Origin of the sequence: Streptomyces sp. NPDC093546 (assembly GCF_044765045.1) — a bacterium.
Taxonomy (GTDB): Bacteria; Actinomycetota; Actinomycetes; order Streptomycetales; family Streptomycetaceae; genus Streptomyces.
On sequence record NZ_JBIWJG010000007.1, the window covers coordinates 276,913 to 301,100 of the forward strand.

At 72.3% G+C, this 24,188-nt stretch carries 25 protein-coding genes; 12 read left to right on the forward strand and 13 right to left on the reverse strand.

Annotation, left to right across the window (positions count from 1 at the left end; all coding sequences use genetic code 11):
- Nucleotides 1-8: 8 nt before the first annotated feature.
- Both ACIRNI_RS18390 and phsA read left to right on the forward strand, forming a co-directional pair.
- Nucleotides 9-980 (forward strand): RluA family pseudouridine synthase, encoded by a 972-nt coding sequence (locus ACIRNI_RS18390; RefSeq protein ID WP_403552413.1) that lies wholly within the window; start codon nt 9-11, stop codon nt 978-980.
- A gap of 59 nt (nt 981-1,039) precedes the next feature.
- A complete protein-coding gene (phsA, locus tag ACIRNI_RS18395; protein WP_403552414.1) occupies nt 1,040-2,923 on the forward strand; it encodes an O-aminophenol oxidase PhsA in 1,884 nt (627 codons plus the stop codon).
- Nucleotides 2,924-3,010: 87 nt separating this feature from the next.
- Here the strand turns inward: phsA and ACIRNI_RS18400 are convergent, their stop codons facing one another.
- Both ACIRNI_RS18400 and ACIRNI_RS18405 read right to left on the reverse strand, forming a co-directional pair.
- On the reverse strand, nt 3,011-4,477 hold the full coding sequence (locus ACIRNI_RS18400; protein ID WP_403552415.1) for an amino acid permease: 1,467 nt from the start codon (nt 4,475-4,477) through the stop codon (nt 3,011-3,013).
- 200 nt (nt 4,478-4,677) lie between these two features.
- Nucleotides 4,678-5,379: a FadR/GntR family transcriptional regulator gene (locus tag ACIRNI_RS18405; protein WP_403552416.1), complete on the reverse strand. Its 702-nt coding sequence runs from the start codon at nt 5,377-5,379 to the stop codon at nt 4,678-4,680.
- Between the two features lie 119 nt (nt 5,380-5,498).
- On the opposite strand from ACIRNI_RS18405, the gene ACIRNI_RS18410 reads away from it, so the two are divergent.
- From ACIRNI_RS18410 to ACIRNI_RS18420, 3 genes are read left to right on the forward strand one after another with little or no spacing between them, the layout of a single operon-like run.
- Nucleotides 5,499-6,014: a gluconokinase gene (locus tag ACIRNI_RS18410; protein WP_403552417.1), complete on the forward strand. Its 516-nt coding sequence runs from the start codon at nt 5,499-5,501 to the stop codon at nt 6,012-6,014.
- A gap of 58 nt (nt 6,015-6,072) precedes the next feature.
- Nucleotides 6,073-7,470 (forward strand): GntP family permease, encoded by a 1,398-nt coding sequence (locus ACIRNI_RS18415; RefSeq protein ID WP_403552418.1) that lies wholly within the window; start codon nt 6,073-6,075, stop codon nt 7,468-7,470.
- Nucleotides 7,471-7,530: 60 nt separating this feature from the next.
- A complete protein-coding gene (locus tag ACIRNI_RS18420; RefSeq protein ID WP_355357238.1) occupies nt 7,531-7,917 on the forward strand; it encodes a VOC family protein in 387 nt (128 codons plus the stop codon).
- A 7-nt stretch (nt 7,918-7,924) separates the two neighbouring features.
- Here ACIRNI_RS18420 and ACIRNI_RS18425 read toward each other — a convergent pair whose 3' ends face one another.
- Together ACIRNI_RS18425 and ACIRNI_RS18430 are read right to left on the reverse strand one after the other, a co-directional pair.
- Nucleotides 7,925-8,524, reverse strand: coding sequence for a hypothetical protein (locus ACIRNI_RS18425; protein WP_403552419.1), 600 nt, complete (start codon nt 8,522-8,524; stop codon nt 7,925-7,927).
- Between the two features lie 95 nt (nt 8,525-8,619).
- Nucleotides 8,620-10,275: an FAD-binding dehydrogenase gene (locus ACIRNI_RS18430; protein WP_403552420.1), complete on the reverse strand. Its 1,656-nt coding sequence runs from the start codon at nt 10,273-10,275 to the stop codon at nt 8,620-8,622.
- 88 nt (nt 10,276-10,363) lie between these two features.
- On the opposite strand from ACIRNI_RS18430, the gene ACIRNI_RS18435 reads away from it, so the two are divergent.
- Genes ACIRNI_RS18435 through ACIRNI_RS18445 form a run of 3 tightly spaced genes read left to right on the forward strand, consistent with a single transcriptional unit; the run spans nt 10,364 to nt 11,688 of the window.
- Nucleotides 10,364-10,897, forward strand: coding sequence for an NUDIX domain-containing protein (locus ACIRNI_RS18435; RefSeq protein ID WP_403552421.1), 534 nt, complete (start codon nt 10,364-10,366; stop codon nt 10,895-10,897).
- 9 nt (nt 10,898-10,906) lie between these two features.
- Entirely contained in the window at nt 10,907-11,299 is a 393-nt protein-coding gene (locus ACIRNI_RS18440) for a YidH family protein (protein ID WP_403552422.1), read from the forward strand.
- A complete protein-coding gene (locus tag ACIRNI_RS18445; protein WP_403552423.1) occupies nt 11,299-11,688 on the forward strand; it encodes a DUF202 domain-containing protein in 390 nt (129 codons plus the stop codon). Before ACIRNI_RS18440 ends, ACIRNI_RS18445 begins: the two co-directional genes overlap by 1 nt.
- 10 nt (nt 11,689-11,698) lie before the next feature.
- Here ACIRNI_RS18445 and ACIRNI_RS18450 read toward each other — a convergent pair whose 3' ends face one another.
- Nucleotides 11,699-12,634, reverse strand: a complete 936-nt coding sequence (locus ACIRNI_RS18450; protein WP_403552424.1) for an NADP-dependent oxidoreductase — start codon at nt 12,632-12,634, stop codon at nt 11,699-11,701.
- 115 nt (nt 12,635-12,749) lie between these two features.
- Between ACIRNI_RS18450 and ACIRNI_RS18455 the strand changes: the two genes are divergently transcribed.
- Nucleotides 12,750-13,049, forward strand: coding sequence for a hypothetical protein (locus tag ACIRNI_RS18455; RefSeq protein WP_403552425.1), 300 nt, complete (start codon nt 12,750-12,752; stop codon nt 13,047-13,049).
- On the opposite strand, the gene ACIRNI_RS18460 is transcribed toward ACIRNI_RS18455, so the two are convergent.
- The 4 genes from ACIRNI_RS18460 to ACIRNI_RS18475 are packed head-to-tail and all read right to left on the reverse strand — an operon-like array spanning nt 13,046 to nt 15,968.
- Nucleotides 13,046-14,104: a serine hydrolase domain-containing protein gene (locus ACIRNI_RS18460; protein WP_403552426.1), complete on the reverse strand. Its 1,059-nt coding sequence runs from the start codon at nt 14,102-14,104 to the stop codon at nt 13,046-13,048. The two genes, ACIRNI_RS18455 and ACIRNI_RS18460, sit on opposite strands and share 4 nt — an antisense overlap.
- Nucleotides 14,085-15,017: a DUF6895 family protein gene (locus ACIRNI_RS18465; RefSeq protein WP_403552427.1), complete on the reverse strand. Its 933-nt coding sequence runs from the start codon at nt 15,015-15,017 to the stop codon at nt 14,085-14,087. The genes ACIRNI_RS18460 and ACIRNI_RS18465 overlap by 20 nt, the downstream gene beginning before the upstream one ends.
- On the reverse strand, nt 15,014-15,727 hold the full coding sequence (locus ACIRNI_RS18470; RefSeq protein WP_403552428.1) for a hypothetical protein: 714 nt from the start codon (nt 15,725-15,727) through the stop codon (nt 15,014-15,016). The genes ACIRNI_RS18465 and ACIRNI_RS18470 overlap by 4 nt, the downstream gene beginning before the upstream one ends.
- A 46-nt stretch (nt 15,728-15,773) precedes the next feature.
- Nucleotides 15,774-15,968, reverse strand: a complete 195-nt coding sequence (locus ACIRNI_RS18475; protein WP_403552429.1) for a hypothetical protein — start codon at nt 15,966-15,968, stop codon at nt 15,774-15,776.
- 286 nt (nt 15,969-16,254) lie between these two features.
- On the opposite strand from ACIRNI_RS18475, the gene ACIRNI_RS18480 reads away from it, so the two are divergent.
- Nucleotides 16,255-17,166 (forward strand): MBL fold metallo-hydrolase, encoded by a 912-nt coding sequence (locus ACIRNI_RS18480; protein WP_403552430.1) that lies wholly within the window; start codon nt 16,255-16,257, stop codon nt 17,164-17,166.
- A 19-nt stretch (nt 17,167-17,185) separates the two neighbouring features.
- On the opposite strand, the gene ACIRNI_RS18485 is transcribed toward ACIRNI_RS18480, so the two are convergent.
- Nucleotides 17,186-18,502, reverse strand: coding sequence for an enolase C-terminal domain-like protein (locus tag ACIRNI_RS18485; protein WP_403552431.1), 1,317 nt, complete (start codon nt 18,500-18,502; stop codon nt 17,186-17,188).
- A gap of 173 nt (nt 18,503-18,675) precedes the next feature.
- Between ACIRNI_RS18485 and ACIRNI_RS18490 the strand changes: the two genes are divergently transcribed.
- Together ACIRNI_RS18490 and ACIRNI_RS18495 are read left to right on the forward strand one after the other, a co-directional pair.
- Nucleotides 18,676-19,704, forward strand: coding sequence for a phosphotransferase family protein (locus ACIRNI_RS18490; RefSeq protein ID WP_403552432.1), 1,029 nt, complete (start codon nt 18,676-18,678; stop codon nt 19,702-19,704).
- A gap of 5 nt (nt 19,705-19,709) precedes the next feature.
- Nucleotides 19,710-20,924, forward strand: a complete 1,215-nt coding sequence (locus ACIRNI_RS18495; RefSeq protein ID WP_403552433.1) for an acyl-CoA dehydrogenase family protein — start codon at nt 19,710-19,712, stop codon at nt 20,922-20,924.
- A 48-nt stretch (nt 20,925-20,972) separates the two neighbouring features.
- Here ACIRNI_RS18495 and ACIRNI_RS18500 read toward each other — a convergent pair whose 3' ends face one another.
- The 3 genes from ACIRNI_RS18500 to ACIRNI_RS18510 are packed head-to-tail and all read right to left on the reverse strand — an operon-like array spanning nt 20,973 to nt 24,038.
- Complete coding sequence (locus tag ACIRNI_RS18500) at nt 20,973-21,566, reverse strand: TetR/AcrR family transcriptional regulator (RefSeq protein WP_403552434.1); 594 nt, start codon at nt 21,564-21,566, stop codon at nt 20,973-20,975.
- Nucleotides 21,567-21,615: 49 nt separating this feature from the next.
- Nucleotides 21,616-23,274 carry an AMP-binding protein gene (locus ACIRNI_RS18505; RefSeq protein WP_403552435.1) on the reverse strand — a complete coding sequence of 553 codons (1,659 nt, stop codon included), beginning with the start codon at nt 23,272-23,274 and terminating at the stop codon, nt 21,616-21,618.
- Complete coding sequence (locus ACIRNI_RS18510; protein WP_403552436.1) at nt 23,271-24,038, reverse strand: SDR family oxidoreductase; 768 nt, start codon at nt 24,036-24,038, stop codon at nt 23,271-23,273. The genes ACIRNI_RS18505 and ACIRNI_RS18510 overlap by 4 nt, the downstream gene beginning before the upstream one ends.
- Nucleotides 24,039-24,188: the final 150 nt, after the last annotated feature.

A 24,188-nucleotide genomic window follows, 5' to 3' on the forward strand; every position in this document is an offset into this window, starting at 1 on the left:
GTGGGGCGGTGAGACGCAGAACGAAGCCCCCGGCGGCCCCGCTGCCGCAGCGCGCCGGCATCGACCCGGTGCGGCTGCGGCTGCCCGCCGACCACGGCGGGAGCTGGGCGACCGTACGCGACCACCTGGTGGGGCGGTACGCGGCGGCGATCGGTGAGGGGCGGGTGGACGCGATGTTCGCCGAGGGCCGGTTCGTCGGCGCGGACGGGGTGCCGGTCGCGGCGGACGAGCCGTACGCGGAGGGCCGGTACCTGTGGTTCCACCGGGACTTCCCCGCCGAGGAGCGGGTGCCGTTCGAGGTCGGCGTCGTGTACCGCGACGAGCGGATCGTCGTCGCCGACAAGCCGCACTTCCTGGCGACGACGCCGCGCGGCCGGCACGTGACCGAGACGGCGCTGGCCCGGCTGCGGCGCGACCTCGGCCTGCCCGCGCTCCAGCCCGCGCACCGGCTGGACCGGCTGACGGCGGGGCTCGCGCTCTTCGTCGTACGGCCGGAGGACCGGGGCGCGTACCAGACGCTGTTCCGGGACCGGCGGGTGCGCAAGGAGTACGAGGCGGTGGCTCCGTACGACCCGGACCTGGCCCTGCCCGTGACCGTCCGGAGCCGGATCGTGAAGGAGCGGGGCGTGCTGGCGGCCCGGGAGGAGCCGGGCGAGCCGAACAGCGTCAGCCGGGTCGAGCTGCTGGAGCGGCGGGCGGGGCTCGGCCGGTACCGGCTGGTGCCGGAGACCGGCCAGACCCATCAGCTGCGGGTCCACATGAACCGCCTGGGCATACCGATCCTCGACGACCCGCTGTATCCGGTCGTACGGGAGGACGGTACGGAGGACTACGCGCGGCCCTTGCGGCTGCTCGCGCGGGTGCTGGAGTTCACCGATCCGGTCACCGGTGAGGAGCGGCGGTTCGTCAGCGGGCTGACGCTCGGCGAGCTGTCCACCCGGGGACCGGTTTCGGCCGAAGGGAGCTCGGGCGGAAACTGATCGGCGGACCGGGGCGTCCTCACGAGTGCAGGGCCACACCACTGCGCTACGGGGGAAACATGACACAAACCGTCGAAGAGGGCGAGACCGTCGAGAACCTCGCCCAGAAGATCGTCGAGGCAGTCTCGGGCAGCGCCGCCACGAGGGACGGGGAGCTCGTTCCGTACGTCGACCCGCTGACCGTCCCGCCCGTCATCCGGCCCGACCAGCCGGACATACGGCAGGAGATCGAGATCGCGCTCCGGCCGACGTGGGTGCGGATGCACTCGCAGCTGCCGCCGACGCTGATGTGGGGGTACGAGGGCAGCGTCCCCGGCCCCACCATCGAGGTGCGGCGCGGGCAGCGCATCCGGATCGCCTGGACCAACCGCATCCCGCCGGGCAGCGAGTACCCGGTCACCGCCGTGGAGGTGGAGCGGGTGGCGGGGCGGCCCGACCCGCACAACCGGCCCGGGCGGGAGGGCGTCGAGCCCAGCAAGGACGTGGCGGCGCTGCCCGCCTGGTCCGTGACGCACCTGCACGGCGCCCAGACGGGCGGCGGGAACGACGGCTGGGCGGACAACGCCGTCGGGTCCGGCGACGCCCAGCTGTCGGAGTACCCGAACGACCACCAGGCCGTGCACTGGTGGTACCACGACCACGCCATGAACATCACCCGCTGGAACGTCTACGCGGGGCTCGTCGGCACGTACCTCGTACGGGACGACGAGGAGGACGCGCTCGGGCTGCCCTCCGGTGCGCGGGAGCTGCCGCTGGTCCTCGCCGACCGGAACCTGGACACCGAGGAGGACGGGCGGCTGAACGGGCGGCTGCTGCACAAGACGACCGTGCTGACGCGGGAGCACCCGGAGACGGGCAAGCCGGTGACGCTGCCGTTCCTGGGTCCGTACACGACCGTCAACGGCACGATCTGGCCGTATCTGGACGTGGAGGACGGCTGGTACCGCTTCCGGCTGGTGAACGCCTCCAACGCCCGCGTGTACGACCTGGTGCTGGTCGACGAGGAGGACAACCCGGTGCCGGGGGTCGTCCACCAGATCGGCAGCGACGGCGGGCTGCTTCCGCGGCCGGTGGCGGTGGACTTCGAGGGCGGTGAGCCGCTGACGATCGCCCCGGCCGAGCGGTTCGACCTGCTGCTCGACTTCCGGGGGCTCGCGGGGCGGAGCGTGCGACTGGTGAACAAGGCGGCGGGGCAGGCGCCCGGTGTGCCGGACGCGACGCGGAACGTGCCGTATCCGCAGGTGATGGAGTTCCGGGTGGCGGAGGGCGCGTGCGCCGACACCTTCGAGCTGCCGCGGGTGCTGTCGGGGTCGTTCCGGCGGTTCGACCACGACCACATCGACCACGGGCACCGGCTGATCGTGCTGACGCCGCCGGCGACGGTGGGCGGGGGCGGTCACCCGGAGATCTGGGAGATGACCGAGGTCAAGGATGTCGACGTACAGGTGCCGACGACCGGGATCATCCAGGTGAAGGGCCCCGACGGCAAGGTGCGTACGTACCGGCGCACGGCCCGCACCTTCAACGACGGGCTCGGCTTCACCATCGGGGAGGGGACGTACGAGCAGTGGTCGTTCCTGAACCTGGGTGCGCCGCTGCATCCCATGCACATCCACCTCGCGGACTTCCAGGTGGTGGGCCGGGACGCGTACTCGGTCGCCGAGTTCGACCCGGCGCTGGGCGGGACGCGGGCGCCGGTGGCGTACGACCCGGGGCGGCCGATTCCGGTGCCGGCGAACGAGCAGGGCTGGAAGGACGTGTTCCGGGTGGCTCAGGGCGAGATGGTGCGGGTGATGGGCCGGTTCGACGGGGCGTACGGGCGGTTCATGTACCACTGCCACCTGCTGGAGCACGAGGACATGGGCATGATGCGGCCGTTCGTGGTGATGCCGAGGGAGGCGCTGAGGTTCGACCACGGCGGCGGACACGGCGGGCACCACTGACGCCCGTATGACGAAAGCCCCCGCACGACGAAGCCCCCGCCGGACGACGCTGTCCGGCGGGGGCTCCGTGCTTCGTACGGGAGGGGGTCAGTCCTGCTGCCGCGCCGCGGCGAGGGCGAGGACGCGCTTGCGGACCACGAACCAGCCGCCGACGAGCAGCGCCGCGATGACCGGCAGCAGGTTGACGGTGGTGCGGCCGACGCCGCCGCCGTACCACATCAGGAACAGGACGGTGGCGAGGAAGACCAGCGTCACGATCTGCGTGTACGGGGCCCACGGGAGCTTGTAGGAGGGGCGGGTGACCCTGCCGTCCTTGGAGCGGAACCAGAACAGCAGCGAGCAGAGCATGATCATGCCCCAGGTGCCGAGGATGCCGATGGAGGCGAGGTTCAGCACGATCTCGAAGGCCTCGCCGGGCATGACGTAGTTCAGGCCGACGCCCAGGACGCCGAAGGCAGCGGTGAGCAGGATGCCGCCGTAGGGCACCTGGCCCTTGTTCATGCGGGCGGTGAACTTGGGCGCGGAGCCGGACATGGCCATCGAGCGCAGGATGCGGCCGGTGGAGTACAGGCCGGAGTTCAGGCTGGACAGGGCGGCCGTGAGGACGACCAGGTTCATGATGTGGGCCGTGCCCGGGATGCCCAGCTTGTCGAAGACGGTGACGAAGGGGCTCTGGTCCGCGGAGTACGAGGTGTACGGGAGCAGCAGCGCCAGCAGCACGACCGAGCCGACGTAGAACAGGCCCACGCGCCACATGATCGAGTTGATCGCCTTCGGCATGATCTTCTCGGGGTTCTTGGTCTCACCGGCGGCGACACCGACCAGCTCGACGGAGGCGTACGCGAAGACGACGCCCTGGACCACCATCAGCATCGGCAGCACGCCGGTCGGCAGGATGCCGCCGTTGTCGGTGATGGTGGCGAGACCCGGGGTGTGTCCGCCGACCTCGTGCTGGGTGACGACGAGGAAGATGCCGACGCACATGAAGATCACCAGCGCGGCGACCTTGATGATCGCGAACCAGAACTCCATCTCGCCGAAGTACTTCACCGAGATCAGGTTCGCGGTGAGGACCACGGCGAGGGCGATCATGGCGAGCACCCACTGCGGGATGTCGCTGAACAGTGACCAGTAGTGGGCGAAGACCGCGGCCGCGGTGATGTCGGCGACGGCGGTGGTCGACCAGTTGAGGAAGTACAGCCAGCCGGCCGTGTAGGCGCCCTTCTCGCCCATGAACTCACGGGCGTAGGAGACGAAGGCGCCGGAGGAGGGCCGGTAGAGCACCAGCTCACCGAGGGCCCGGACCACGAAGAAGGCGAAGACGCCGCAGACGGCGTACGCGATGGCGAGCGAGGGGCCCGCGCCGGCCAGGCGGCCACCGGCGCCGAGGAAGAGGCCGGTACCGATCGCACCACCGATGGCGATCATGTTGACGTGGCGGGACTTGAGGTCCTTGCTGTAACCGGCGTCACCGGCGTCGATGTGGGGGGCGTCCGTCGCCGCCGGGGATCCGGGGCTCAGGGTGTCGGCCGCAGGCATGGTGCGGTCACTCATCTGGAAGTCGCCTTTGTGAGGGGTCGTGCGGTATCAGCCGTACGCAGGTGATGAGGGTGGTCACCGGGGCACGCAGGCCAGGGGCCATAGTCACGGCTACGCTGCCGTTTTGGCTGTGGCCTATGTCACGTACGGGCGGATCTGAGATGTTTTTGAGGTTACCGGCCGGTTAATCGGCGTCAGCAGTTTAAGCGCGCCGCTCAGGGGGCGAGCACATCGAGCTCACGCAGGGCGCCGACCGCGATCTGCCGGGTGAGCTCCTCGGCGCGCGCCGCGTCCCGCTCCCGTACGGCCTCGGCGACCTGGACGTGGAGCGTGACGGCGGCCGGGTCGGGGTCCTCGAACATGACGTGGTGGTGGGTGCGGCCGGCCAGGACCTCCGCGACGACGTCCCCGAGGCGGGCGAACATCTCGTTCCCGGAGGCGTTGAGGATGACGCGGTGGAAGGCGATGTCGTGCACCAGGTAGCCCTCCAGCTGCCCGCCGCGCGAGGTGGCGACCATGCCGAGCGCCTGCTCGGTCAGCTCCCGGCACTGCTCGGGGGTGGCGTGGACGGCGGCGAGGCCCGCGGCGACCGGTTCGACGGCGGAGCGCAGGACGGTGAGCGAGCGCAGCTGGCGGGGGCGGTCGGCGCCGGCCAGCCGCCAGCGGATCACCTGCGGGTCGTAGACGTTCCACTGCGCGCTCGGGCGGACGGTCACACCGACGCGGCGGCGCGACTCGACGAGGTGCATGGACTCCAGGACGCGGACCACCTCGCGGATGACCGTACGGGACACCTCGAAGCGCTGCGCGAGCTCGTCGGTGCGCAGGACGCTGCCGGGCGGGTACTCCCCCGCGGAGATCGCCAGGCCCAGGGTGTCCAGCACGTGCGTATGGAGGCCCCGGGTCTGAGTCGTCATGCACATAGCGTAACCGGCCCAATTAAGTATGACTTTTAAGTCACAGGGTCTTGAATATGTCGTACCCGATGGGTTTCAGTGTGCGGCGACAGTGAGTCGGCGTCGATGTCAGGAGACCCATGCAGAACCCCCCAGTCGTCGTGGTGATGGGCGTCGCCGGCACCGGCAAGACCACGATCGGTCCGCTGGTCGCCGAGCGCCTGGGCGTGCCGTACGCCGAAGGCGACGACTTCCACCCCGAGGCGAACATCGCCAAGATGTCGGCCGGCACCCCGCTGGACGACGACGACCGGTGGCCCTGGCTCGACGCGATCGGGCGGTGGGCGCAGGGCCGCGAGGGCCTCGGCGGGGTGGTGAGCAGCTCGGCGCTGAAGCGGTCCTACCGCGACCGGCTGCGGGCGGTCGCCCCCGGCGTCGTGTTCCTGCACCTGACCGGCGACCGGGCGCTGATCGAGGAGCGGATGACGGCGCGCAAGGGGCACTTCATGCCGACGGCGCTGCTGGACTCGCAGTTCGCCACGCTGCAGCCGCTGGCCGACGACGAGGCGGGCGTCGCCGTCGACGTCTCCGGCGGTCCGGAGGCCATCGCCGACCGCGCCGTCGAGGCGCTGCGGCGGCTCCTGACGAACCCCTGACCCCCACTCCCAACCCCACCCCCGGGCACCCTTCCCCCCCGACCCCCGAGGACCCCCTGTGACCAGTCTCAACGTCGAGATGCTGGCAGCGGACGCCACCGAACCGATCACCTCGGCCGGCAACGCTCACCTGGGCATCGCCGTGCTGGCGGGCATCGCCGTCATCGTCCTGCTCATCACCAGGTTCAAGCTCCACGCCTTCCTGGCCCTGACCATAGGCACGCTGGGGCTCGGCGCCTTCGCCTCCGCCCCGCTCGACGCAACCATCGCGTCGTTCACCAAGGGCCTCGGTTCGACCGTCGCCAGCGTGGGCGTGCTCATCGCGCTGGGCGCGATCCTCGGCAAGCTGCTCGCGGACTCCGGGGGCGCGGACCAGATCGTCGACACGATCCTGGAGAAGGCGGGCGGGCGCTCCATGCCGTGGGCGATGGTGCTGATCGCGTCCGTGATCGGCCTGCCGCTCTTCTTCGAGGTCGGCATCGTGCTGCTGATCCCGGTGGTGCTGCTGGTCGCCAAGCGCGGCAACTACTCGCTCATGCGGATCGGCGTCCCCGCGCTCGCCGGACTGTCCGTCATGCACGGGCTCGTCCCGCCCCACCCCGGGCCGCTCGTCGCGATCGACGCGCTCGGCGCGAACCTCGGCGTCACGCTGGCGCTGGGCGTGCTCGTCGCCGTCCCGACGGTGATCATCGCCGGTCCGGTGTTCTCGCGGTACGCGGCCCGCTGGGTCGACATCCCGGCGCCCGACCGCATGATCCCCGAGCGGGCCACCGAGGACCTGGAGCGGCGGCCGGGCTTCGGTGCCACCGTCGCCACGGTGCTGCTGCCGGTGGTGCTGATGCTGGCCAAGGCGCTGGTGGACATCGTCGTCGACGATCCCGAGAACCACGTCCAGCGGGTCTTCGACGTCGTCGGCTCGCCGCTGATCGCCCTGCTGGCGGCGGTCGTCGTGGGCATCTTCACGCTGGGCCGCGCGGCCGGCTTCACCAAGGAGCGGATCTCCTCCACGGTCGAGACCTCCCTCGCGCCCATCGCGGGCGTACTGCTGATCGTGGGCGCGGGCGGCGGCTTCAAGCAGACGCTCATCGACGTGGGCGTCGGCCGGATGATCCTGGAGTTCTCCGAGGACTGGTCGATCCCGGCGCTGCTGCTGGCCTGGCTGATCGCGGTGGCCATCCGGCTCGCGACCGGCTCGGCGACGGTGGCCACCATCTCGGCGGCCGGCCTGGTGGCACCGCTGGCGGCCGACATGTCGACGACGCACGCGGCGCTGCTGGTGCTGGCGATCGGCGCCGGCTCGCTCTTCTTCAGCCATGTGAACGACGCCGGATTCTGGCTGGTGAAGGAGTACTTCGGGATGAACGTCGGCCAGACCATCAAGACCTGGTCGGTGATGGAGACGATCATCTCGGTCGTCGGCATCGCCGTGGTGCTGCTGCTGTCGCTGGTGTTGTAGCCGCCCGCGCGCACCATGCGCGCAGCCTGCGTGCCGGCGTTCCGGGCGTAGGCTGCGCGCATGGTGCATGTACTCGGCAGCAGGATCCTGCTGCGCCCCATGGATCCGCAGCGCTCGCGCGACTTCTACGGCGGGGCGCTGGGGCTCGCGGTGTACCGGGAGTTCGGTACGGGGCCCGAGCGGGGCACGGTGTACTTCCTCGGCGGCGGGTTCCTCGAACTGTCCGGCCGCTCGGACGTCCCGCCCTCCCCCGGCATGCGGCTGTGGCTCCAAGTGGCCGACGTCCAGGCCGCGTACGAGGAGTTGCGCGGGCGCGGGGTGGAGGTGCTGCGGCCGCCGCTGAAGGAGCCGTGGGGGCTGGTCGAGATGTGGATCGCGGACCCGGACGGGGTGCGCATCGCGGTGGTGGAGGTACCGGAGGACCACCCGCTGCGCTACCGGCCCTGACGAGGTGTCAGCGCGCGAGGGGCAGGTTCCACAGGGCGTGCTCGCGTGACTCCTTGGTGACGTGGGTCTCGAAGGACAGCCACCGTGCGTCGGCGGGGACGTTGACGCGCACCGGGACCGTGACGCGCTCGCCCTCCGCGAGGGTGTCGGGGAACCAGTCGTCGTCCTTGCGCGGGTTCTTGGCATCGTAGGCCAGCCCCGCCATGGGGCCGGTGCCGCCCTTGTCCGCGGTGATCTCCTCGAAGTCGCCGATCTCGACGGTCCCGTCACCGCCGTTGACGTACGTCACCGAGAACTCGTAGGTCAGCTCGCCGGGCCGGCGCCGCTCGTCGTTCGGTACGGGCGGGATGCGCCGCGCCTCGCTCACCGTGGCGCGTACGCCGTCCTCGTACGTGGCCGTCCACCCCGGCTCGAGGCCGTAGCCCTCCCCGGTCAGGTCGATGCTCGCCGCGTCCTTCTCCGCCTCCAGGGACCGCTCCAGGTAGACGGCACCCGCCACGAAGACGCCCAGGACGGCGAGGACGACCCCGCCGACCGTCCAGGCCAGGATGCGGAGGAAGGAGCTCAGGGGCGTACGGCCCTCGGTGAGGAGCGGGTCGCTGGTCATGCCCCTGACGCTACGGCCTGCCCACCGCGCTGCCCTGCGGTGGACTACTCAATTCCGCGTGGGGCGCCGTACTCAGGCGGCCTCAGCCGACCGCCTCAGCCGACCGCCTTCGCCGCCGCGCGTCCCGCCGTACGGCCGGAGAAGAGGCAGCCGCCGAGGAAGGTGCCCTCCAGGGAGCGGTAGCCGTGAACGCCGCCGCCGCCGAAGCCGGCGGCCTCACCGGCCGCGTACACGCCGGGCAGCGGGGTGCCGTCCGGGGTGAGGACGCGGGCGGAGAGGTCGGTGGCCAGGCCGCCGAGGGACTTGCGGGTGAGGATGTTGAGGCGCACGGCGATCAGCGGGCCGGCCTTGGGGTCGAGGATGCGGTGGGGTGCGACCGTGCGGATCAGGCGGTCGCCGAGGTACGAGCGGGCGCCGCGGATCGCCGTCACCTGGAGGTCCTTGGTGAAGGGGTTGGCGACCTCGCGGTCGCGGGCGACGATCTCGCGGCGCAGCGCGGCCTCGTCGACGAGCGGTTCCTCGGTGAGCGCGTTCATGCCGCGCACCAGGGACGACAGGTCCCGCTCGATGACGAAGTCGGCGCCGTGGTCCATGAACGCCTTCACCGGGCCGGGCACGTCGGCGCGGGCGCGGTCGAGGACGCCGCGTACGGACCTGCCGGTAAGGTCCGGGTTCTGCTCGGAGCCGGAGAGGGTGAACTCCTTGCCGATGATGCGCCGGTTGAGGACGAACCAGGTGTAGCCGTACCCGGACCGCATGATGTGTTCGAGGGTGCCGAGGGTGTCGAAGCCGGGGAAGAGCGGAACGGGCAGGCGGCGGCCGCGGGCGTCCAGCCAGAGGGAGGACGGGCCGGGCAGGATGCGGATGCCGTGCCGGGCCCAGATGGGGTTCCAGTTCTCGATGCCCTCGGTGTAGTGCCACATCCGGTCGCGGTTGATGTGGTGGGCGCCGGCCTTCTCCGTGATGCCGAGCATCAGGCCGTCGACGTGGGCGGGCACGCCCGAGAGCAGCTTCTCGGGCGGGGTGCCGAGCCGCTCCGGCCAGTGGGCGCGCACGAGGTCGTGGTTGCCGCCGATGCCGCCCGAGGTGACGATCACTGCCTGCGCCCGGTACTCGAAGGCCCCCGTGACAGCACGGCTGCTGGCGGTGCCGCGCTCGGCGTCCGACGGCTCCAGGATCTCGCCGCTGACGGTGTCGACGGAGCCGGCGGTGCGGCCGAGGGCGGTGACGCGGTGCCGGAACCCCAGGCGTACGAGGCCCTTGGCGACGCCCTCGCGGACCCGCCGTTCGAAGGGGGCGAGGAGCCCGGGGCCGGTGCCCCAGGTGATGTGGAAGCGCGGCACCGAATTGCCGTGCCCGGTGGCGTCGTAACCGCCGCGCTCGGCCCAGCCGACGACCGGGAAGAAGCGGACGCCCTGCCGGTGCAGCCAGGGGCGCTTCTCGCCGGCCGCGAAGTCGACGTACGCCTCGGCCCACTTGCGGGGCCAGTGGTCCTCGGGGCGGTCGAATCCGGCCGTGCCGAGCCAGTCCTGGAGGGCGAGGTCGCGGCTGTCCCGGATGCGCATCCGGCGCTGCTCGGGCGAGTCGACGAAGAAGAGGCCGCCGAAGGACCAGTGGGCCTGGCCGCCGATCGACTGCTCCGGCTCCTGGTCGAGGAGGAGGACGCTGCGCCCCGCGTCGACCAGCTCGGCGGTGGCGGTCAGGCCGGCGAGGCCCGCCCCGATCACGATCACATCAGCGTCGTACGCCATGGGCCTCTTCCTTGTCGGCGCCGGCAGGTGCTCCGATCTTCGGTACGCGGGAGTAACCCGTCAACCACCGGGGTGGTTTCATGTCGGCATGACTTCCCCCGCTGACGAGATCCTGGACGTCGTCGACGAGAACGACGTGGTGGTGGGGCAGGCCCCGCGCGGCGAGGTGTACGCCCGGGGCCTGCGCCACCGCTGCGCGTTCGTCCTGGTGCGGGACGCCGAGGACCGGATCTTCGTGCACCGCCGGACGCCCACCAAGCTGGTGTTCCCCTCGATGTACGACATGTTCGTCGGCGGTGTCGTCGGCGCGGGCGAGAGCTACGACGAGGCGGCGCTGCGCGAGGCCGAGGAGGAGCTGGGCGTGAGCGGCCTGCCGCGGCCCACGCCGCTCTTCCGGTTCCTGTACGGGGACGGCGGCGGGCACGGGTCCTGGTGGTCGGCCGTCTACGAGGTGCGGTGCACGCTCCCGGTGGCGCCGCAGCCGGAGGAGGTGGCCTGGCACGCCTTCCTGCCGGAGGCGGAGGTGCGGGCACGGCTGGCCGACTGGCCGTGGGTGCCGGACGGCGCCGCCGCGTACGAGCGCCTGCGGGCGTACCGGGCGGACTCCTCCACACCCCGTTAGTGTGATCATGTGAGCGATTTCGTGCGAGGGCTGCGGCTGTGGATAGCGCCGCGGCGGATCCGGGACGAGGGCGACACACCGGACTACCGCTTCTCCCTCGCCAACGAGCGCACGTTCCTCGCCTGGATACGCACCGCGCTCGCGCTCGTCGGGGGCGGCTTCGCCGTCGACCAGTTCCTGCCCGATCTGCGGTGGGGCGTACGGGTCGGGATGGCGCTCGCGCTGCTGGCCGCCGGGGCGCTGTGCGCCTTGCGGGCAATGAACCACTGGGTGCGGTGCGAGCGGGCGATGCGGCGCGGCGAGGACCTGCCGATGAGCCGGTTCCCGGCGCTGCTGAGCATCGCGGTGGGGGTGGTCGCCGGCGCGATGGTGATGGTCGTGCTCTTCGGGTGGCGGGACTGATGAGGGCGGCGGGGCCGGCCGGGGCCGCGGGCTCGGGCGCCGGCGCGGGTACGGGCGCCGGCGACGGTTCCGGTGCGGCGGCGGGCGAGGTGCGGGACCCCGGCCTCCAGCCGGAGCGGACTCGGCTCGCGTGGCGGCGTACCACGCTCTCGGCGACGGTCGCCGCGGTGCTGGCCGCCAAGCAGGCGGTGCACGACGAGATCACGGCGGGCGGCCTGGTGGGGGCGGCGCTGTCGCTGCTGGTCTGGCTGGCGTTCCTGGGCGTGGCGCACCGCCGGATGCGGGCCCTGGGCGCCGTCCGGCCCCCGTCGCTAGCGCCGCGGGGCGCGCTCGCGGCGGTGGCCTGTACGGTCGCGCTCGCCGCGTTCGCGGTGGCGGTGGTGGTGTGAGGGAGCGCCTTCAGCCGGTCCGGTCGACGGTGACGACGACCTTGCCGCCGAGGCCGCCCTCCCTGTTCGCCCGCTGGGCGTCGGCGGCGTGCTCCAGCGGAAACGTCTTGGCGACCCGTACGGCCAGCGCCCCCTGCTCCGCCAGCTCGGCGAGCGCCGTCAGGTCCGCCGGGTCCGGGCGGACCCAGCAGTAGCGGCCGCCGAGGCCGATCACCTCGCCGTCCGCGACGGAGGCGAGGCGGCCCTCGGGGGCCAGCAGGTTGGCCGCGTCCTTGAGGGCCTGGCCGCCGAGGGTGTCGAAGGCCGCGTCGACGCCGTGCGGCGCCAGGGCCTTGACCCGTCGGGTGAAGCCGTCGCCGTACAGCACCGGCTCGGCACCGAGCTCGCGGACCCGCTCCTCGCCCGACGCGCGGGCCGCGCCGATGACACGGGCGCCGAGGTGGCGGGCGATCTGGACGGCCATGGAGCCGACTCCCCCGGATGCCGCGTGCACCAGCACGGTCTCGCCCTGCCGCACCTGGAGGGCCCCTTTGAGCACCTGGTAGGCGGTCAGTCCGGCCAGCGGGAGACCCGCCGCCTCCTCGAAGCCGAGGGTGCGGGGCTTGCGCGCCAGGGTCCGTACGGGCGCGGCGACGTACTCGGCGAAGGTGCCGTGCCACAGGGCGTCCTCGCGGACGTACCCCATGACCTCGTCACCGACCCCGAACTCGGTGACGGAGATCCCCGGCTGGACGACCACCCCGGAGACGTCCCACCCGGGGATGACCGGGAAGACGGCGTCCAGAGCCGTGTCCATGTACCCGGCCTGCACCTTCCAGTCGACCGGGTTGACGGCCGCGGCGCGCACTTCGACGAGCACCTTGTCCGGCCCGACCTTGGGATCGGGATGCTCACCGAACTCCAGGACCTCGGGGCCGCCGTAACGGCTGTAGCTGATCGCCTTCATGCTCCGACCCTCCGGTCCGCTCCGCACGGGCGCAAGCCGAAAGGGATCAACCGCAACAAAGGGGATTAGCCTGGAAGTGTCACGACCCTCCGTACAGGCTCCCCAGGGGCGCGCCATGACCGTTCCGCTGCACCACGAGCACCTGGCCCACGAGCACGCGCACGGTCCGGCCTGCGGGCACGAGGCCGTCACCCACAACGATCATCTCGACTACGTCCACGAGGGGCATCTGCACCGCGAGCACGCGGGCCACTGGGACGAGTGCGAGCCGGGCGAGCACATCGCCCACAGCGGGCACGCCCATGAGCACGGCAACGGCTGCGGACACCCGGCCGTCGCCCACGGCGACCACGTCGACTACGTCCATGAGGGGCACCGGCACGCCGCCCACGGCGGGCACTGGGACGACCACTAGGCAAGTGCCTGGCTCCGCAGGAGGAGGTAGGCGTTCTGGACGAACCGGCTGGTCGGGGTGGGGCTGGTGTTGGTGAGGGCGACGACTGCGGTGAGGGGGTGGGGGCAGAAGCCGATGAAGGCGGTGAAGCCCCTGGTGGCGCCGCTGTGGAAGTACAGGTGGCGATCCCGCACGGTTCGTCTGCTCCAGCCCAGGGGCGTGTCCGGTTGTGGCGGCCCGGGGTGGAGCACGGTGTGCAGGCCGGTGCGCAGGGCGGTGCCCCATGGGTGCCGCTCCGCTGGGCAGGCGTCGGGTGCCGCCAGGCAGCGCAGGTAGTGCAGGAGGTCGCGGGCGCTGGAGCGCACGGCGCCCGCGGCGGGCAGGGCGGGGATGAGGCTCGGCGGGCGGGGGCGGCCGTGCCAGTGGCCGGTGGCCTGGGCGCAGCCGGGGTCGTCGGTGGTGTCGGTGAGTCCCAGCGGGTGGAGGACGTGGTCGCGGAGCAGCGCGGAGTAGCCGCGGCCGGTGGCGCGGGACATGAGGTGGCCGAGGAGGCCGACGCCGAAGTTCGAGTAGTGGCGCCGGGTGCCCGGTGGGTGGCGCAGCCGGGTGCGTGCCAGGGAGGCCCACAGGAGGTCGGGGCTGTAGGACTGGTAGGGGTTGGTGGTCCAGGTGGCCAGGGCGGTGCGGAGCAGGCCGGGTGGCAGGCGGGGCAGCCCTGCCGTGTGGGTGGCCAGGTGGCGTGCGGTGATGTCGGTGGCTCCGGGCCCGCGCGGGAGTGCTCCGCTCGGGACGTGGCGGGCGAGGGGCTCGTCCAGGGCGAGCGTGCCGTGGGCCGCCAGGGTGGCCAGGAGCAGGGCGGTGAAGGTCTTCGTGGCGGACCCGATCTCGAAGCGGGTGCGGTCGGTGACCGGGAGCGTACGGGTGCGGTCGGTGTGGCCGTGGCACAGCAGGGAGGTCACCCCGTGGCCGTGCACCGCCACGACGGTGCCCGCGTGGCGGCCTGCCGCCTCGATCGCGGCCTGCGCGCGTGCCGGTATGGGCGCCGGGCGCCCGGAGTCAGTCGAGGGGTACGGCATCGCTGTCACGGAGCAGGGTCAGGGCTCCGGCCATCACCGCCACGGCGGTGGTGTGGTGGTGATCGGTGAACGCCTGCCGCTCCCCGCTGTCGACGGGCTTGCCGTCGCGGGGCACGAGTCCGTCGGCACGCTGGACGGACGCCAACCGCCGCCACACGTCCGCCGTGCACCGGGGCTGCGGCAGGCACGCGTCGACGATGACGAGCTCGGCGAGCAGGTCCCATTCGGAGATCTCCGCCCACACCTGCATCCACACCGGCAGCCAGTGCGTCAGGTACTCCACCACAGGGTCGGGCAGCGCGTGCGGTCGCCGGCCCCAGTCGGTGACGTGGAAGACGGTGTGGGTCATGCAGTAGGCCGTCATCCAGTCGAGCAACCACGGTTCGGGTCGCCGTCCGAGCCAGGTCGCCTCCGTGAGCGAGGCCCAGTCGCCGTCGACCGGCAGGCCGGTGAGGCGGGCGGCGTTGGCGACGGCCAGGCGCCGGTTGGGCATCTGTTCCACCGCCCAGTAGGAACCCGTGACGGTGAGGTGGGCCAGCAGCCCGTCCAGCCGGCCGTGCCGGTAGCCCGCCGCGGCGAAGGGCGCGTAGACCTCCAGCGGGTCGGTCATGGTCGGGTAGCGCAACTGCCGCTCGTACAGCAGATCACCGCGCCGCAACTGGTCCCAGCCGAACTCCAGCAGTGCTCGCGCGGCGTTCTCCTTGTCGGGCAGGACCCCGGCGGCGCGCCGGGCCATGCCGGCGGCCAACGCCGATTCGCCCAGCGGCTTGTACACGCCGTCGGGGTCGGCGAGCTCGGCCGACGTGTCGGCGGGGAAGGAGCCCAGGTGGCGGTTGCGGTGGAGCCATCCCAGCGCGCGTGCGGACACCTGACGCGCCAGGTCCCGCCGCTCCACGGCCTCGTCCTGACTCATCCTTCCTCCTGCCGGGCCGGGCTCAGACGCTGGAGGACGGCCACGTCCAGCGCCATACGGGCACTGCTGCTGCCGCACTGGACCACGTGGGCCACCACGGGCTCCAGCCGCAGAGCCTCCGCCGCGCCATGCCCGTTCACCAGCGCCGACCAGCGGGCCAGCCGGGCCGCTGTCGGGTAGTCACGCCGCAGCATCGCCCGCACCACTCCCCTGCTCACATCCAGGCTCCGCCGACGGGCCAGGTCGGCGACGGCGCTCTCGCACCTCGGCAGAGCCAGGGGGGACATCCGCGCGAGACACTGCGCGAAGGAGACCCAGTCCGCGTCGGCGAGGGTCGTGGCTTCCGTCCGGTGCTGCCGGGTCCCGGCGTCCGGGCGGTCCGAGCGCGCGATCACCGCGGCCTGCGCCTCGGCCAGGACGATCGCCTCGACCGGCTCTCCCGGACCGACGGGGAACGCGCGCAACGCCTCCGCGACCGCCTCGCGATCCAGGGGGCCGGGCAGCACCCCGGCCAGCAGCGCGGGTGCGAAGACGTCCGGTCCCAGCACCCGCACCGCGGCCAACGCCGCCTTCGTGTCGGCGGCCCGGCGGACATGCCCGGCCACCACCCCGTCACTGTGCACGGGCTCGAGCAGAGCTTCGTGCAGGCACTGCGCCAGGCTCTCCACCGATGCGGCGTACGCCGCCGCCGGCGCGTTCGAAAGCGGCATCTGCTCGTGGTCCTCCTCCCGGGAAGCGGTCAGATCCCCGTCGCCGTCACCGCTCCCCGGGCTCCTTCGGCTCCTTCGGGGAGAGCAGCGTCAGGACGAGGATCAGGGCGGCTGCTTCCGGTGTGTAGACCGGTGCGCCGCTGACAGGGGCCTCCGGGGCGCTGATCAGCGCGGTGACGGCGGCCTGTTCCTGTGCGGTGGCCGGGGCCACGGGACGCGAGAGCAGAGCTGATGTGGACATGTTGCCTCCCAACCGGCGTACCGGGACGCGAGCCCGGTCACCGTGATCGGTCAAGGTGCGGAAGATGCGCGGACGCCCATCTCTCACCGGAGCGTTTCCGCTGCACCGAGCACGAAATTTCCCCGAGGCCACCACCACCCGGAAGAGTGAAGAGGGATGTCGACAACTCGCCTTGACCGACGGTTTGGTGATCTTTTCCCCTCGGTTCCGATGCCGCTGTCCCCATCTCATCAGTCAACTGGCAGGCTCGCTCGGAACAGTTGACCAACGATCCCTGGGAGCGCCGGTGCCCGCCACCGATCCGTACACCGTCCAGCTCGCCCCTGGCGTGCACGCCTACGTCCAGCCGGACGGCGGCTGGTGCCTCAACAACGCCGGTTTCGTCACGGACGGCGAGACCACCGTCCTCGTCGACACCGCCGCCACCGAGCGGCGTGCGCGGTGGTTGCGCGACGCGCTGCTGGAGCACGGTGCCGCTCTGCCGCGGTTCGTGGTCAACACGCACCACCACGGGGACCACACGTACGGCAACTCCGTCTTCACGCCCGGCGCGACGGTCGTCGGCCACGGGGCCTGCCGGCGGGAGGTGCTGGCGGCGGGGAAGCAGCTGCACCTGGTGTGGCCGCAGACCGACTTCGGCGACATCCGGGTCACCGCGCCCTCGCTCACGTACGAGGACCGGCTCACGCTGCACGTGGGCTCCACGGAGGTGGAGCTGATCCACCCGGGCGTGGCGCACACGCCCGGGGACACGATCGTGCACCTGCCCGAGCAGTCCGTCGTCTTCACGGGAGACCTGGTCTTCGAGGGCGGTACGCCGTTCCTGGCCTCCGGCTCGCTGCGGGGGTCGCTGCGCGCGGTGGAGCTGCTGCGCTCGCTGGGCGCGCGCACCGTGGTGCCCGGGCACGGCCCGCTCACCGGCCCGGCGGCGTACGACGCGACCGAGCGCTATCTGCGGTACGTCGCCGAGCTCGCCGAAGAGGGGCACGCGAAGGGGCTGAAGCCCCTGGAGGTGGCGCGCCGGGCGGACCTGGGCGAGTTCGCCGAGTGGCGGGAGAGCGAGCGGCTGGTGGCCAACGTGCACCGGGCGTACGCGGAGCTGGACGGCGAGCCGGAGGGTGCGCCGCTCGACATAGCGGCCGTCTTCGGGGACATGACGGTGATGAACGGCGGGGTGCCGGTGGCCTGCCACGCCTGACCGCTTCCGAGTTCCGCGTTCACCAGCGCGGCACGGCGGGCGTGACCCACGTGGGGTCCGCCCTGCGCATCGCCGCCGCGTCGTCGCGCTCGCGCAGTGTGCCGTCGTCGTCCAGCCAGCGGCGGTGGAGGGCGGCGAGCCGCTCCCGGTCGAGCTCCACGCCGAGGCCCGGCGCGTCGGAGACGGCGAGCCGGCCCTCCGCGAAGACGTGGCGGGCGGTGATGACGTCCTCGGACTGCCAGGGGTAGTGGGTGTCGCAGGCGTAGTCGAGGTGGGAGACGGTCGCGGCGACGTGGTTCATGGCGGCGAGGCTGATGCCGAGGTGGGTGTTGGAGTGCATGGACAGGCCGATCCCGTACGTTCGGCAGATCGCGGCCAGTTCGCGGGTGCGGTGCAGGCCGCCCCAGTAGTGGTGGTCGGAGAGCACCACCTGGACGGCGCCGCGGGCGAACGCGTCGGGGATCTCGGCGAACGTCGTCACGCACATGTTGGTGGCGAGGGGCACGCCGGTGCGGGCTGCGGCGATCTCGGCCATGCGGTGGGTGCCGCTCGCCGGGTCCTCCAGGTACTCCAGGACGCCGGCGAGCCGCTCGGCGACGTACAGGGAGGTGTCCACGGACCAGGCGCCGTTCGGGTCGAGGCGCAGCGGGAGGCCGGGGAACGCCTCGGCGAGGGCCTCTACGGCGGCGATCTCCCGCTCCGGCGGGAAGACGCCGCCCTTGAGCTTGAAGGAGCGGAAGCCGTGGTCGCGGACGAGGCGCCGCGCCTGGGCGACGATCCCGGGCGGGTCGAGCGCGGCGCCCCAGTCGTCCTGCTCGCCGCCGGCGCCGGCGGGGTGCTCGGCCCAGCGGTAGAAGAGGTAGGCGCTGTAGTCGACGTGGTCGCGGACCTTGCCGCCGAGCAGCGCGTGGACCGGCAGGCCGAGCGTCTTGCCGAGGGCGTCGAGGCAGGCGACCTCGAAGCCGGAGACGACGGAGAGGCGCAGCTTCTCGGCGGTGCGGACGCCGCGCAGCCCGCCCGCGTCGACGCCCGCCCCGACGAGGTCCTCGGTGACACGCGCACCGCCGCACACCTCGTCGGCGGCGAGGAACAGGCCGTTCACGTCCGTGACCGAGCGCCCGGGAAGGACCTCGGCGAGCGACCGGGCGAGGTCGAGGTACACCCCGTCGCCGTAGGTCTCACCGACGCCGGTCACGCCGCCTCGGGTGACGACCTCCACGATGAGGCGCGGCGTGTAGGGCTGGTGCACTCCCTGGGTGTTGAGGAGGGGCGGGTCGGCGATCAGGACCGGGGTCAGCCGGACGTCCTCGATCAGCAGCGCAGCGCTCGTATCCATACGTGAACCCTATTCATGGTCACGACCCTGGGGCCAGAGCCGCGCAGGCGGTTTCCGGCCCGGCACTGGACGACATACCGACTGGTCGGTCATGCTGCTCCGTACGACCGCCGTACGACCGGCTCCAGCGGCCCCGCCCCAGTCCCAGTTCCTTCACCCCGGAGGTGCGAACGATGAGCGCAGTCCATCCACCAGGTCTCGACCCCGAGCAGTTGCGCGGCTTCCTCGACCGCGAGCGGCCCGGACTGGTGAGCGGACCGCTCAGCGCCCGGATCGTGGAGGGCGGCCGGTCGAACCTCACGTACGTCGTCACCGACGGCACCGGCCGGTGGGTCGTACGCCGCCCGCCCCTCGGCCACGTCCTGGCCACCGCGCACGACATGAAGCGCGAGCACCGGGTCATCAGCGCCCTGCACCCGACGCCCGTCCCGGTCCCGGAGCCGGTGGTGCTCTGCGAGGACGAGTCGGTGCTCGGAGCGCCGTTCTACGTCATGGAGTTCGTGACCGGCACCCCGTACCGCACGGCGGAGCAGCTCGCCCCGCTCGGCGCCGAGCGCACGCGCGCCGCACTCCTCGGGCTCGTCGACACGCTGGTCGACCTGCACGCCGTGGAGCCGGAGGCGGTGGGCCTCGGCGACTTCGGGCGGCCCGACGGCTTCCTGGACCGGCAGTTGCGTCGCTGGGGCAAGCAGCTGGACGCCTCGCGCAGCCGCGAGCTGGCCGGGATCGACGAGCTGCACGCCACGCTGGGGCGCCGGCTCCCGGTCTCGCCCGCCGCCGCCGTCGTCCACGGCGACTACCGCCTCGACAACGTCCTGCTGGGCGAGGACGACTGCGTCAACGCCGTACTGGACTGGGAGATGTCCACGCTCGGCGACCCGCTCACGGACGTGGGCCTGCTGTCGATGTACAGCGTCCGGCTGGACCTGCCCGGCTCGCCCATCTCCACCACGGCGGCCGCCCCCGGCCACCCCTCCCCCGGCGAGCTGATCGCGCGGTACGCCGAGCGCTCCGGCCGCGACGTCTCCGCCCTCCCCTGGTACACGGCGTTCGCCTGGTTCAAGCTCGCCGTGATCCTGGAGGGCATCCACTACCGCTACACGCTCGGGCAGACCGTCGGGGCCGGTTTCGACCGGATCGGCGAGCTGGTCCCCGTCTTCATCGAGCACGGCCTGACCACCCTCCGCCGCCAGGAAGGCTGACCCCCATGGACTTCGCATTCGACGCGCGTACCGAGGAGCTGCGGGCCAGGCTACTGGCCTTCATGGACGAGCACGTGTACCCGGCGGAGGCCGTGGCGCACGCGCAGCGGGCGGAGCTCGCCTCGCCGTGGGACACCCCGCCGGTCGTGGAGGAGCTCAAGGCGGAGGCGCGCAGGCAGGGCCTGTGGAACCTCTTCCTCCCCGACACGGAGTACGGCGCCGGGCTGACGAACCTCCAGTACGCGCCGCTCGCCGAGATCACCGGCCGCTCGCCGCAGCTGGCGCCCACCGCGCTGAACTGCGCGGCGCCCGACACCGGGAACATGGAGGTGCTCGCCCAGTTCGGCGACGAGCGCCAGAGGAAGCAGTGGCTGGAGCCGCTGCTGGCCGGGGAGATCCGCTCCGCGTTCGCGATGACGGAGCCGGAAGTGGCCTCGTCCGACGCGACGAACATCGAGACCCGGATCGAGCGGGACGGCGACGCGTACGTCGTCACCGGACGCAAGTGGTACATCTCCGGGGCGATGAACCCGGACTGCGCGATCTTCATCGTCATGGGCAAGACCGACCCGGACGGCGAGGACATCCGGCGCCAGCAGTCGATGATCCTGGTCCCGCGCGACACCCCCGGCGTCGAGGTGCGGCGCGCGATGCAGGTGTACGGGTACGAGGACCACTCCCACGGCGGCCACGCCGAGGTGGTCTTCGACGGCGTCCGCGTCCCGGCCGCGAACCTGATCGGAGAGGAGGGCGGCGGCTTCGCCATCGCCCAGGCGCGGCTCGGTCCCGGCCGGATCCACCACTGCATGCGGCTGATCGGCATGGCCGAGCGGGCCATCGAGCTGATGTGCCGCCGGGCGGTGTCCCGTACGGCCTTCGGCAAGCCGCTGGCCGCGCAGGGCCAGGTCCAGGCGTGGATCGCGGACGCCCGGGTGACGGTCGAGCAGCTGCGGCTGCTGGTGCTGAAGACGGCCTGGTTGATGGACACGGTCGGCAACCGGGGGGCGCACACCGAGATCCAGGCCATCAAGATCGCCACCCCCCGCGCGGTGGTGGACATCCTCGACAAGGCCGTCCAGGTGCACGGCGCGGGCGGTGTCAGCCAGGACTTCCCGCTCGCCGAACTGTGGGCCTCGGCGCGGACGCTGAAGCTGGCGGACGGGCCGGACGAGGTGCACCAGCGGTCGCTGGCCCGCCGGGAGCTGAAGAAGTACGCCTAGGAAGCCGGGGGCCGGGGATTCACGGCCAGGAAGGCCGGGACCCGGGTTTCACGGCCGCAGGGCCCTCAGCAGGAGGTCGGCCAGGTGGTCGGCCACCTGCTGGGGGGTGAGGGGCCCGTCCGGGCGGTACCAGGTGGACAGGTGGTGGACGGAGCCGAAGTGGTAGTCCACCACCAGGTCGGCCGGGGTGGCGGAGGAGAAGACGCCGGCGGTCTGTCCCTCCTGGACGAGCGCCCGGAACCGCTCGTGGTAGCGGCGCCGCTCGGCCCGTACCTGCTTGTTCTTCTCGGGGCTGAGGTGGTGCATGGAGCGGAAGAAGATGGACGCGTCGTCGAGGTTCTCGATGGTGGTGACCACCACGTCGGCGGCGGCGTCGCGCAGCCGCTCCTCCACGGGCGCGTCGGCGCCCGCGAAGGCGTCCAGCCGTTCCTGCTGGAGCCGCAGCACGCGCGCGTAGACCTCCTGGAGGAGGTCCTCCTTGGAGCCGAAGTAGTGGTAGAGGGCGCCCTTGGTGACGCCGGCCGATTCGACGATCTCCTGGACCGAGGTGCGGTCGTAGCCCTGTTCGGCGAAGAGCCGGGTGGCGGCGGCCAGCAGCCTCTGGGGGACGGGGGTGCCGCTCCCGTCCGTCGTCCTGGCCATGTGCCGCCACCTCTCTCGTGTCTCGTGTCTGTCTCGATCTCGACGCTGCCTACGCGGGGGAACGCAGTTCCCGCCTGAGGATCTTCCCACTCGTCGTCTTGGGCAGCTCCGGCAGGATCTCGACCTCGCGGGGATATTTGTACGCCGCCAGGCGCTGCTCGCAGTAGGCGGAGAGCTCGGCGGGCTCGGCCGAGGCGCCCGGCCGCAGGCTGACGTACGCCTTGACCGTCTCCCCCCGGTACGCGTCGGGGACGCCGACGACGGCCGCCTCGCGCACCGCGGGGTGGGTGTAGAGCACGTCCTCGACCTCGCGCGGCCAGACCTTGAAGCCGGACGCGTTGATCATGTCCTTCTTGCGGTCGACGACGTACAGCCAGCCGTCCGGGTCCATGAAGCCGATGTCGCCGGTGCGCAGTTCGCCGTCCGGGAAGGCCTCGGCGGTGGCGTCGGGGAGCCGCCAGTAGCCGGGGACCACCTGGGGGCCGCTCACGGCGATCTCGCCGAGCTCCCCGAAGGGCACCTCCCGGCCGTTCTCGTCCAGGATCCGGACGACGGTGTCGGGCCCCGGGACGCCGACCGAGAGGGTGCCGGACGCCGGGTCGACGGGGGCCTCCTTCTCGGGCGGGACGGAGGCGCAGGGGGCGGTGCACTCGGTCAGGCCGTAGCCGTTGCGGATGTACGGGCCGAAGCCGGCGCGGAACTTCTCGACCAGCGCCGGGGGAAGCGGCGCACCGCCCGAGGAGATCACCTGGAAGGAAGCGAAGTGGTCCGGCGTGGCGGAGGGGTGGGCGGCCAGCGCCATGAAGGCGGTGGACGGGCCCACGGTGTAGGCCGGGCGGTGCTCGGCGAAGGCGTCGAGGACGACGCCGGCCTCGAAGCGGTACGCGAGGACGAGGGTGCCGGCGTTGGCGACGCAGGCGCCGAGCTCGCAGACCATGCCGGTGATGTGGAACAGCGGCGCGAGCGCGAAGTAGGCGGAGCCTTCGGCGATGGCGTGGCCGGTGCGCTGCCGTTCGGCGTTGTACGTGATGCCGCCGTGCAGGTTCATGGCGCCCTTGGGCGTGCCGCTGGTGCCGGAGGTGTAACTGATGAGCGCCACGTCGGCGGCGCCGGGCTCCCGGTCCGTGGGGGCCGGGTGGCCGGCGCGGGCGACGGCGGTGAGGTCGTCGGTGTCGGCCGGCGCGGGGAGCCGTTCGAAACCGAGCACGCGCGGGTCGTCGCGGGTCTGCAGGTCCTTCTCGCACGCGGTGAGGGCGACGCGTACGGAGGAGCCGGCGGCCGTGTCGCGCAGGTACGTCTCCCAGGCGCGGTCCGCGCAGACGAGGGCGGTGGCCCCGGAGTCCTTCAGGACGTGCGCGACCTCGGCGGACTTGTACATCGGGTTCAGCGGGACGACGGTGGCGCCCGCCTTCCAGGCGCCGAGCAGCGCGAGCACGAAGTGCGGGGTGTTCTGGAGCATGATCGCGACCCGGTCGCCGTGCCGTACACCGCGGGCGGCGAGGAATCCGGCCACCGAGTCGGAGAGCTCGTCGGTCTCGCGGTAGGTCAGGCGCCCGTCGAAGTAGGCGAGGGCGGTGTGCTCGGGGGCGCGGGCCACGGCCGCGCGGAAGGCGTGCACCACGGTCGGCGCGGGCCGTATCGGTGCCCGCTGGGCGTCACTGAGCTGCGCGAGCCACGGCTTGGCCACGTAGATCGAGGTCGCGGTCACTGTCCGGTGCCCTCCCACTTCTGCTGGATGTGGCTCATATTGTTCAGCCAGCGCTCCGGGTCGCTCGCCCGGGCCCGGTAGTAACCGGCCACCTCGGGGTGGGGCAGGATCAGGAACCGGTCGGCCTCGATGCCCTCGAAGAGCGCGTCGGCGACGTCCTCCGGCTCGATGGCGGTGGGCGCGAGGACGAGTTCGCCGGCCGTTCCGGCGGCCGTGAGCATGTCCGTACGGACGCCTTGCGGGCAGATGGCGTGCACCTTGAGGCCGCGGTGGCGGTAGGTGAGGGAGAGCCATTCGGCGAACGCGTACGCGCCGTGCTTGGAGACGCTGTACGGTGCGGCGCCGACCATGGTGAGCAGTCCGGCGGCGGAGACGGTGGAGACGAAGCGGCCCTGCCCGCGCTCCAGCCAGTCGGGCAGCAGGGCCCGTGCGGCGCGCACGTGGGCCATGACGTTGACGTCCCAGGCGGCCGCCCAGACGTCCTCGTCGGCGAAGGCGTCGCCGGGTGAGGCCAGTCCGGCGTTGGCGCAGTAGACGTCGACGGTGCCGCCGAGCGCCTCGCGGGCCTCCTCGACGATCGCGGAGGCGTCGCCGGGGACGGGCGTCGCGCCGATCTCGTCGGCGATGGCCTTGGTACGGCCCGGGTCGATGTCGTTGACGACGACCCGCGCGCCTTCGGCGACGAACCTGCGGGCGAGCGCGGCGCCGATGCCGCCGCCCGCTCCGGTGACCACCACGCCCGCGCCCTGGACCGTCGTACTCATCGAGACCCGCCTCTTCCGTCGTGACTGCGGCAACGGCCACAGACTAACCAGTCGGTATGTACGGGGGGAAGGCCACGGCGCGCGCTTCGTTCCCTGCGGCCGAGGCGCGCGCTAGCGTGCGTGGACGGATCGGTCGAACGTCACGGAGGT

Bases quoted from the DNA above. Each gene is read 5' to 3' on its own strand.
- phsA (WP_403552414.1), top strand. From the start codon at position 1,040: ATGACACAAACCGTCGAAGAGGGCGAGACCGTCGAGAACCTCGCCCAG.
- ACIRNI_RS18400 (WP_403552415.1), bottom strand. From the start codon at position 4,477: ATGAGTGACCGCACCATGCCTGCGGCCGACACCCTGAGCCCCGGATCC.
- ACIRNI_RS18405 (WP_403552416.1), bottom strand. From the start codon at position 5,379: ATGACGACTCAGACCCGGGGCCTCCATACGCACGTGCTGGACACCCTG.
- ACIRNI_RS18410 (WP_403552417.1), top strand. From the start codon at position 5,499: ATGCAGAACCCCCCAGTCGTCGTGGTGATGGGCGTCGCCGGCACCGGC.
- ACIRNI_RS18420 (WP_355357238.1), top strand. From the start codon at position 7,531: ATGGTGCATGTACTCGGCAGCAGGATCCTGCTGCGCCCCATGGATCCG.
- ACIRNI_RS18425 (WP_403552419.1), bottom strand. From the start codon at position 8,524: ATGACCAGCGACCCGCTCCTCACCGAGGGCCGTACGCCCCTGAGCTCC.
- ACIRNI_RS18430 (WP_403552420.1), bottom strand. From the start codon at position 10,275: ATGGCGTACGACGCTGATGTGATCGTGATCGGGGCGGGCCTCGCCGGC.
- ACIRNI_RS18435 (WP_403552421.1), top strand. From the start codon at position 10,364: ATGACTTCCCCCGCTGACGAGATCCTGGACGTCGTCGACGAGAACGAC.
- ACIRNI_RS18445 (WP_403552423.1), top strand. From the start codon at position 11,299: ATGAGGGCGGCGGGGCCGGCCGGGGCCGCGGGCTCGGGCGCCGGCGCG.
- ACIRNI_RS18450 (WP_403552424.1), bottom strand. From the start codon at position 12,634: ATGAAGGCGATCAGCTACAGCCGTTACGGCGGCCCCGAGGTCCTGGAG.
- ACIRNI_RS18455 (WP_403552425.1), top strand. From the start codon at position 12,750: ATGACCGTTCCGCTGCACCACGAGCACCTGGCCCACGAGCACGCGCAC.
- ACIRNI_RS18460 (WP_403552426.1), bottom strand. From the start codon at position 14,104: ATGCCGTACCCCTCGACTGACTCCGGGCGCCCGGCGCCCATACCGGCA.
- ACIRNI_RS18465 (WP_403552427.1), bottom strand. From the start codon at position 15,017: ATGAGTCAGGACGAGGCCGTGGAGCGGCGGGACCTGGCGCGTCAGGTG.
- ACIRNI_RS18470 (WP_403552428.1), bottom strand. From the start codon at position 15,727: ATGCCGCTTTCGAACGCGCCGGCGGCGGCGTACGCCGCATCGGTGGAG.
- ACIRNI_RS18475 (WP_403552429.1), bottom strand. From the start codon at position 15,968: ATGTCCACATCAGCTCTGCTCTCGCGTCCCGTGGCCCCGGCCACCGCA.
- ACIRNI_RS18485 (WP_403552431.1), bottom strand. From the start codon at position 18,502: ATGGATACGAGCGCTGCGCTGCTGATCGAGGACGTCCGGCTGACCCCG.
- ACIRNI_RS18490 (WP_403552432.1), top strand. From the start codon at position 18,676: ATGAGCGCAGTCCATCCACCAGGTCTCGACCCCGAGCAGTTGCGCGGC.
- ACIRNI_RS18495 (WP_403552433.1), top strand. From the start codon at position 19,710: ATGGACTTCGCATTCGACGCGCGTACCGAGGAGCTGCGGGCCAGGCTA.
- ACIRNI_RS18500 (WP_403552434.1), bottom strand. From the start codon at position 21,566: ATGGCCAGGACGACGGACGGGAGCGGCACCCCCGTCCCCCAGAGGCTG.
- ACIRNI_RS18510 (WP_403552436.1), bottom strand. From the start codon at position 24,038: ATGAGTACGACGGTCCAGGGCGCGGGCGTGGTGGTCACCGGAGCGGGC.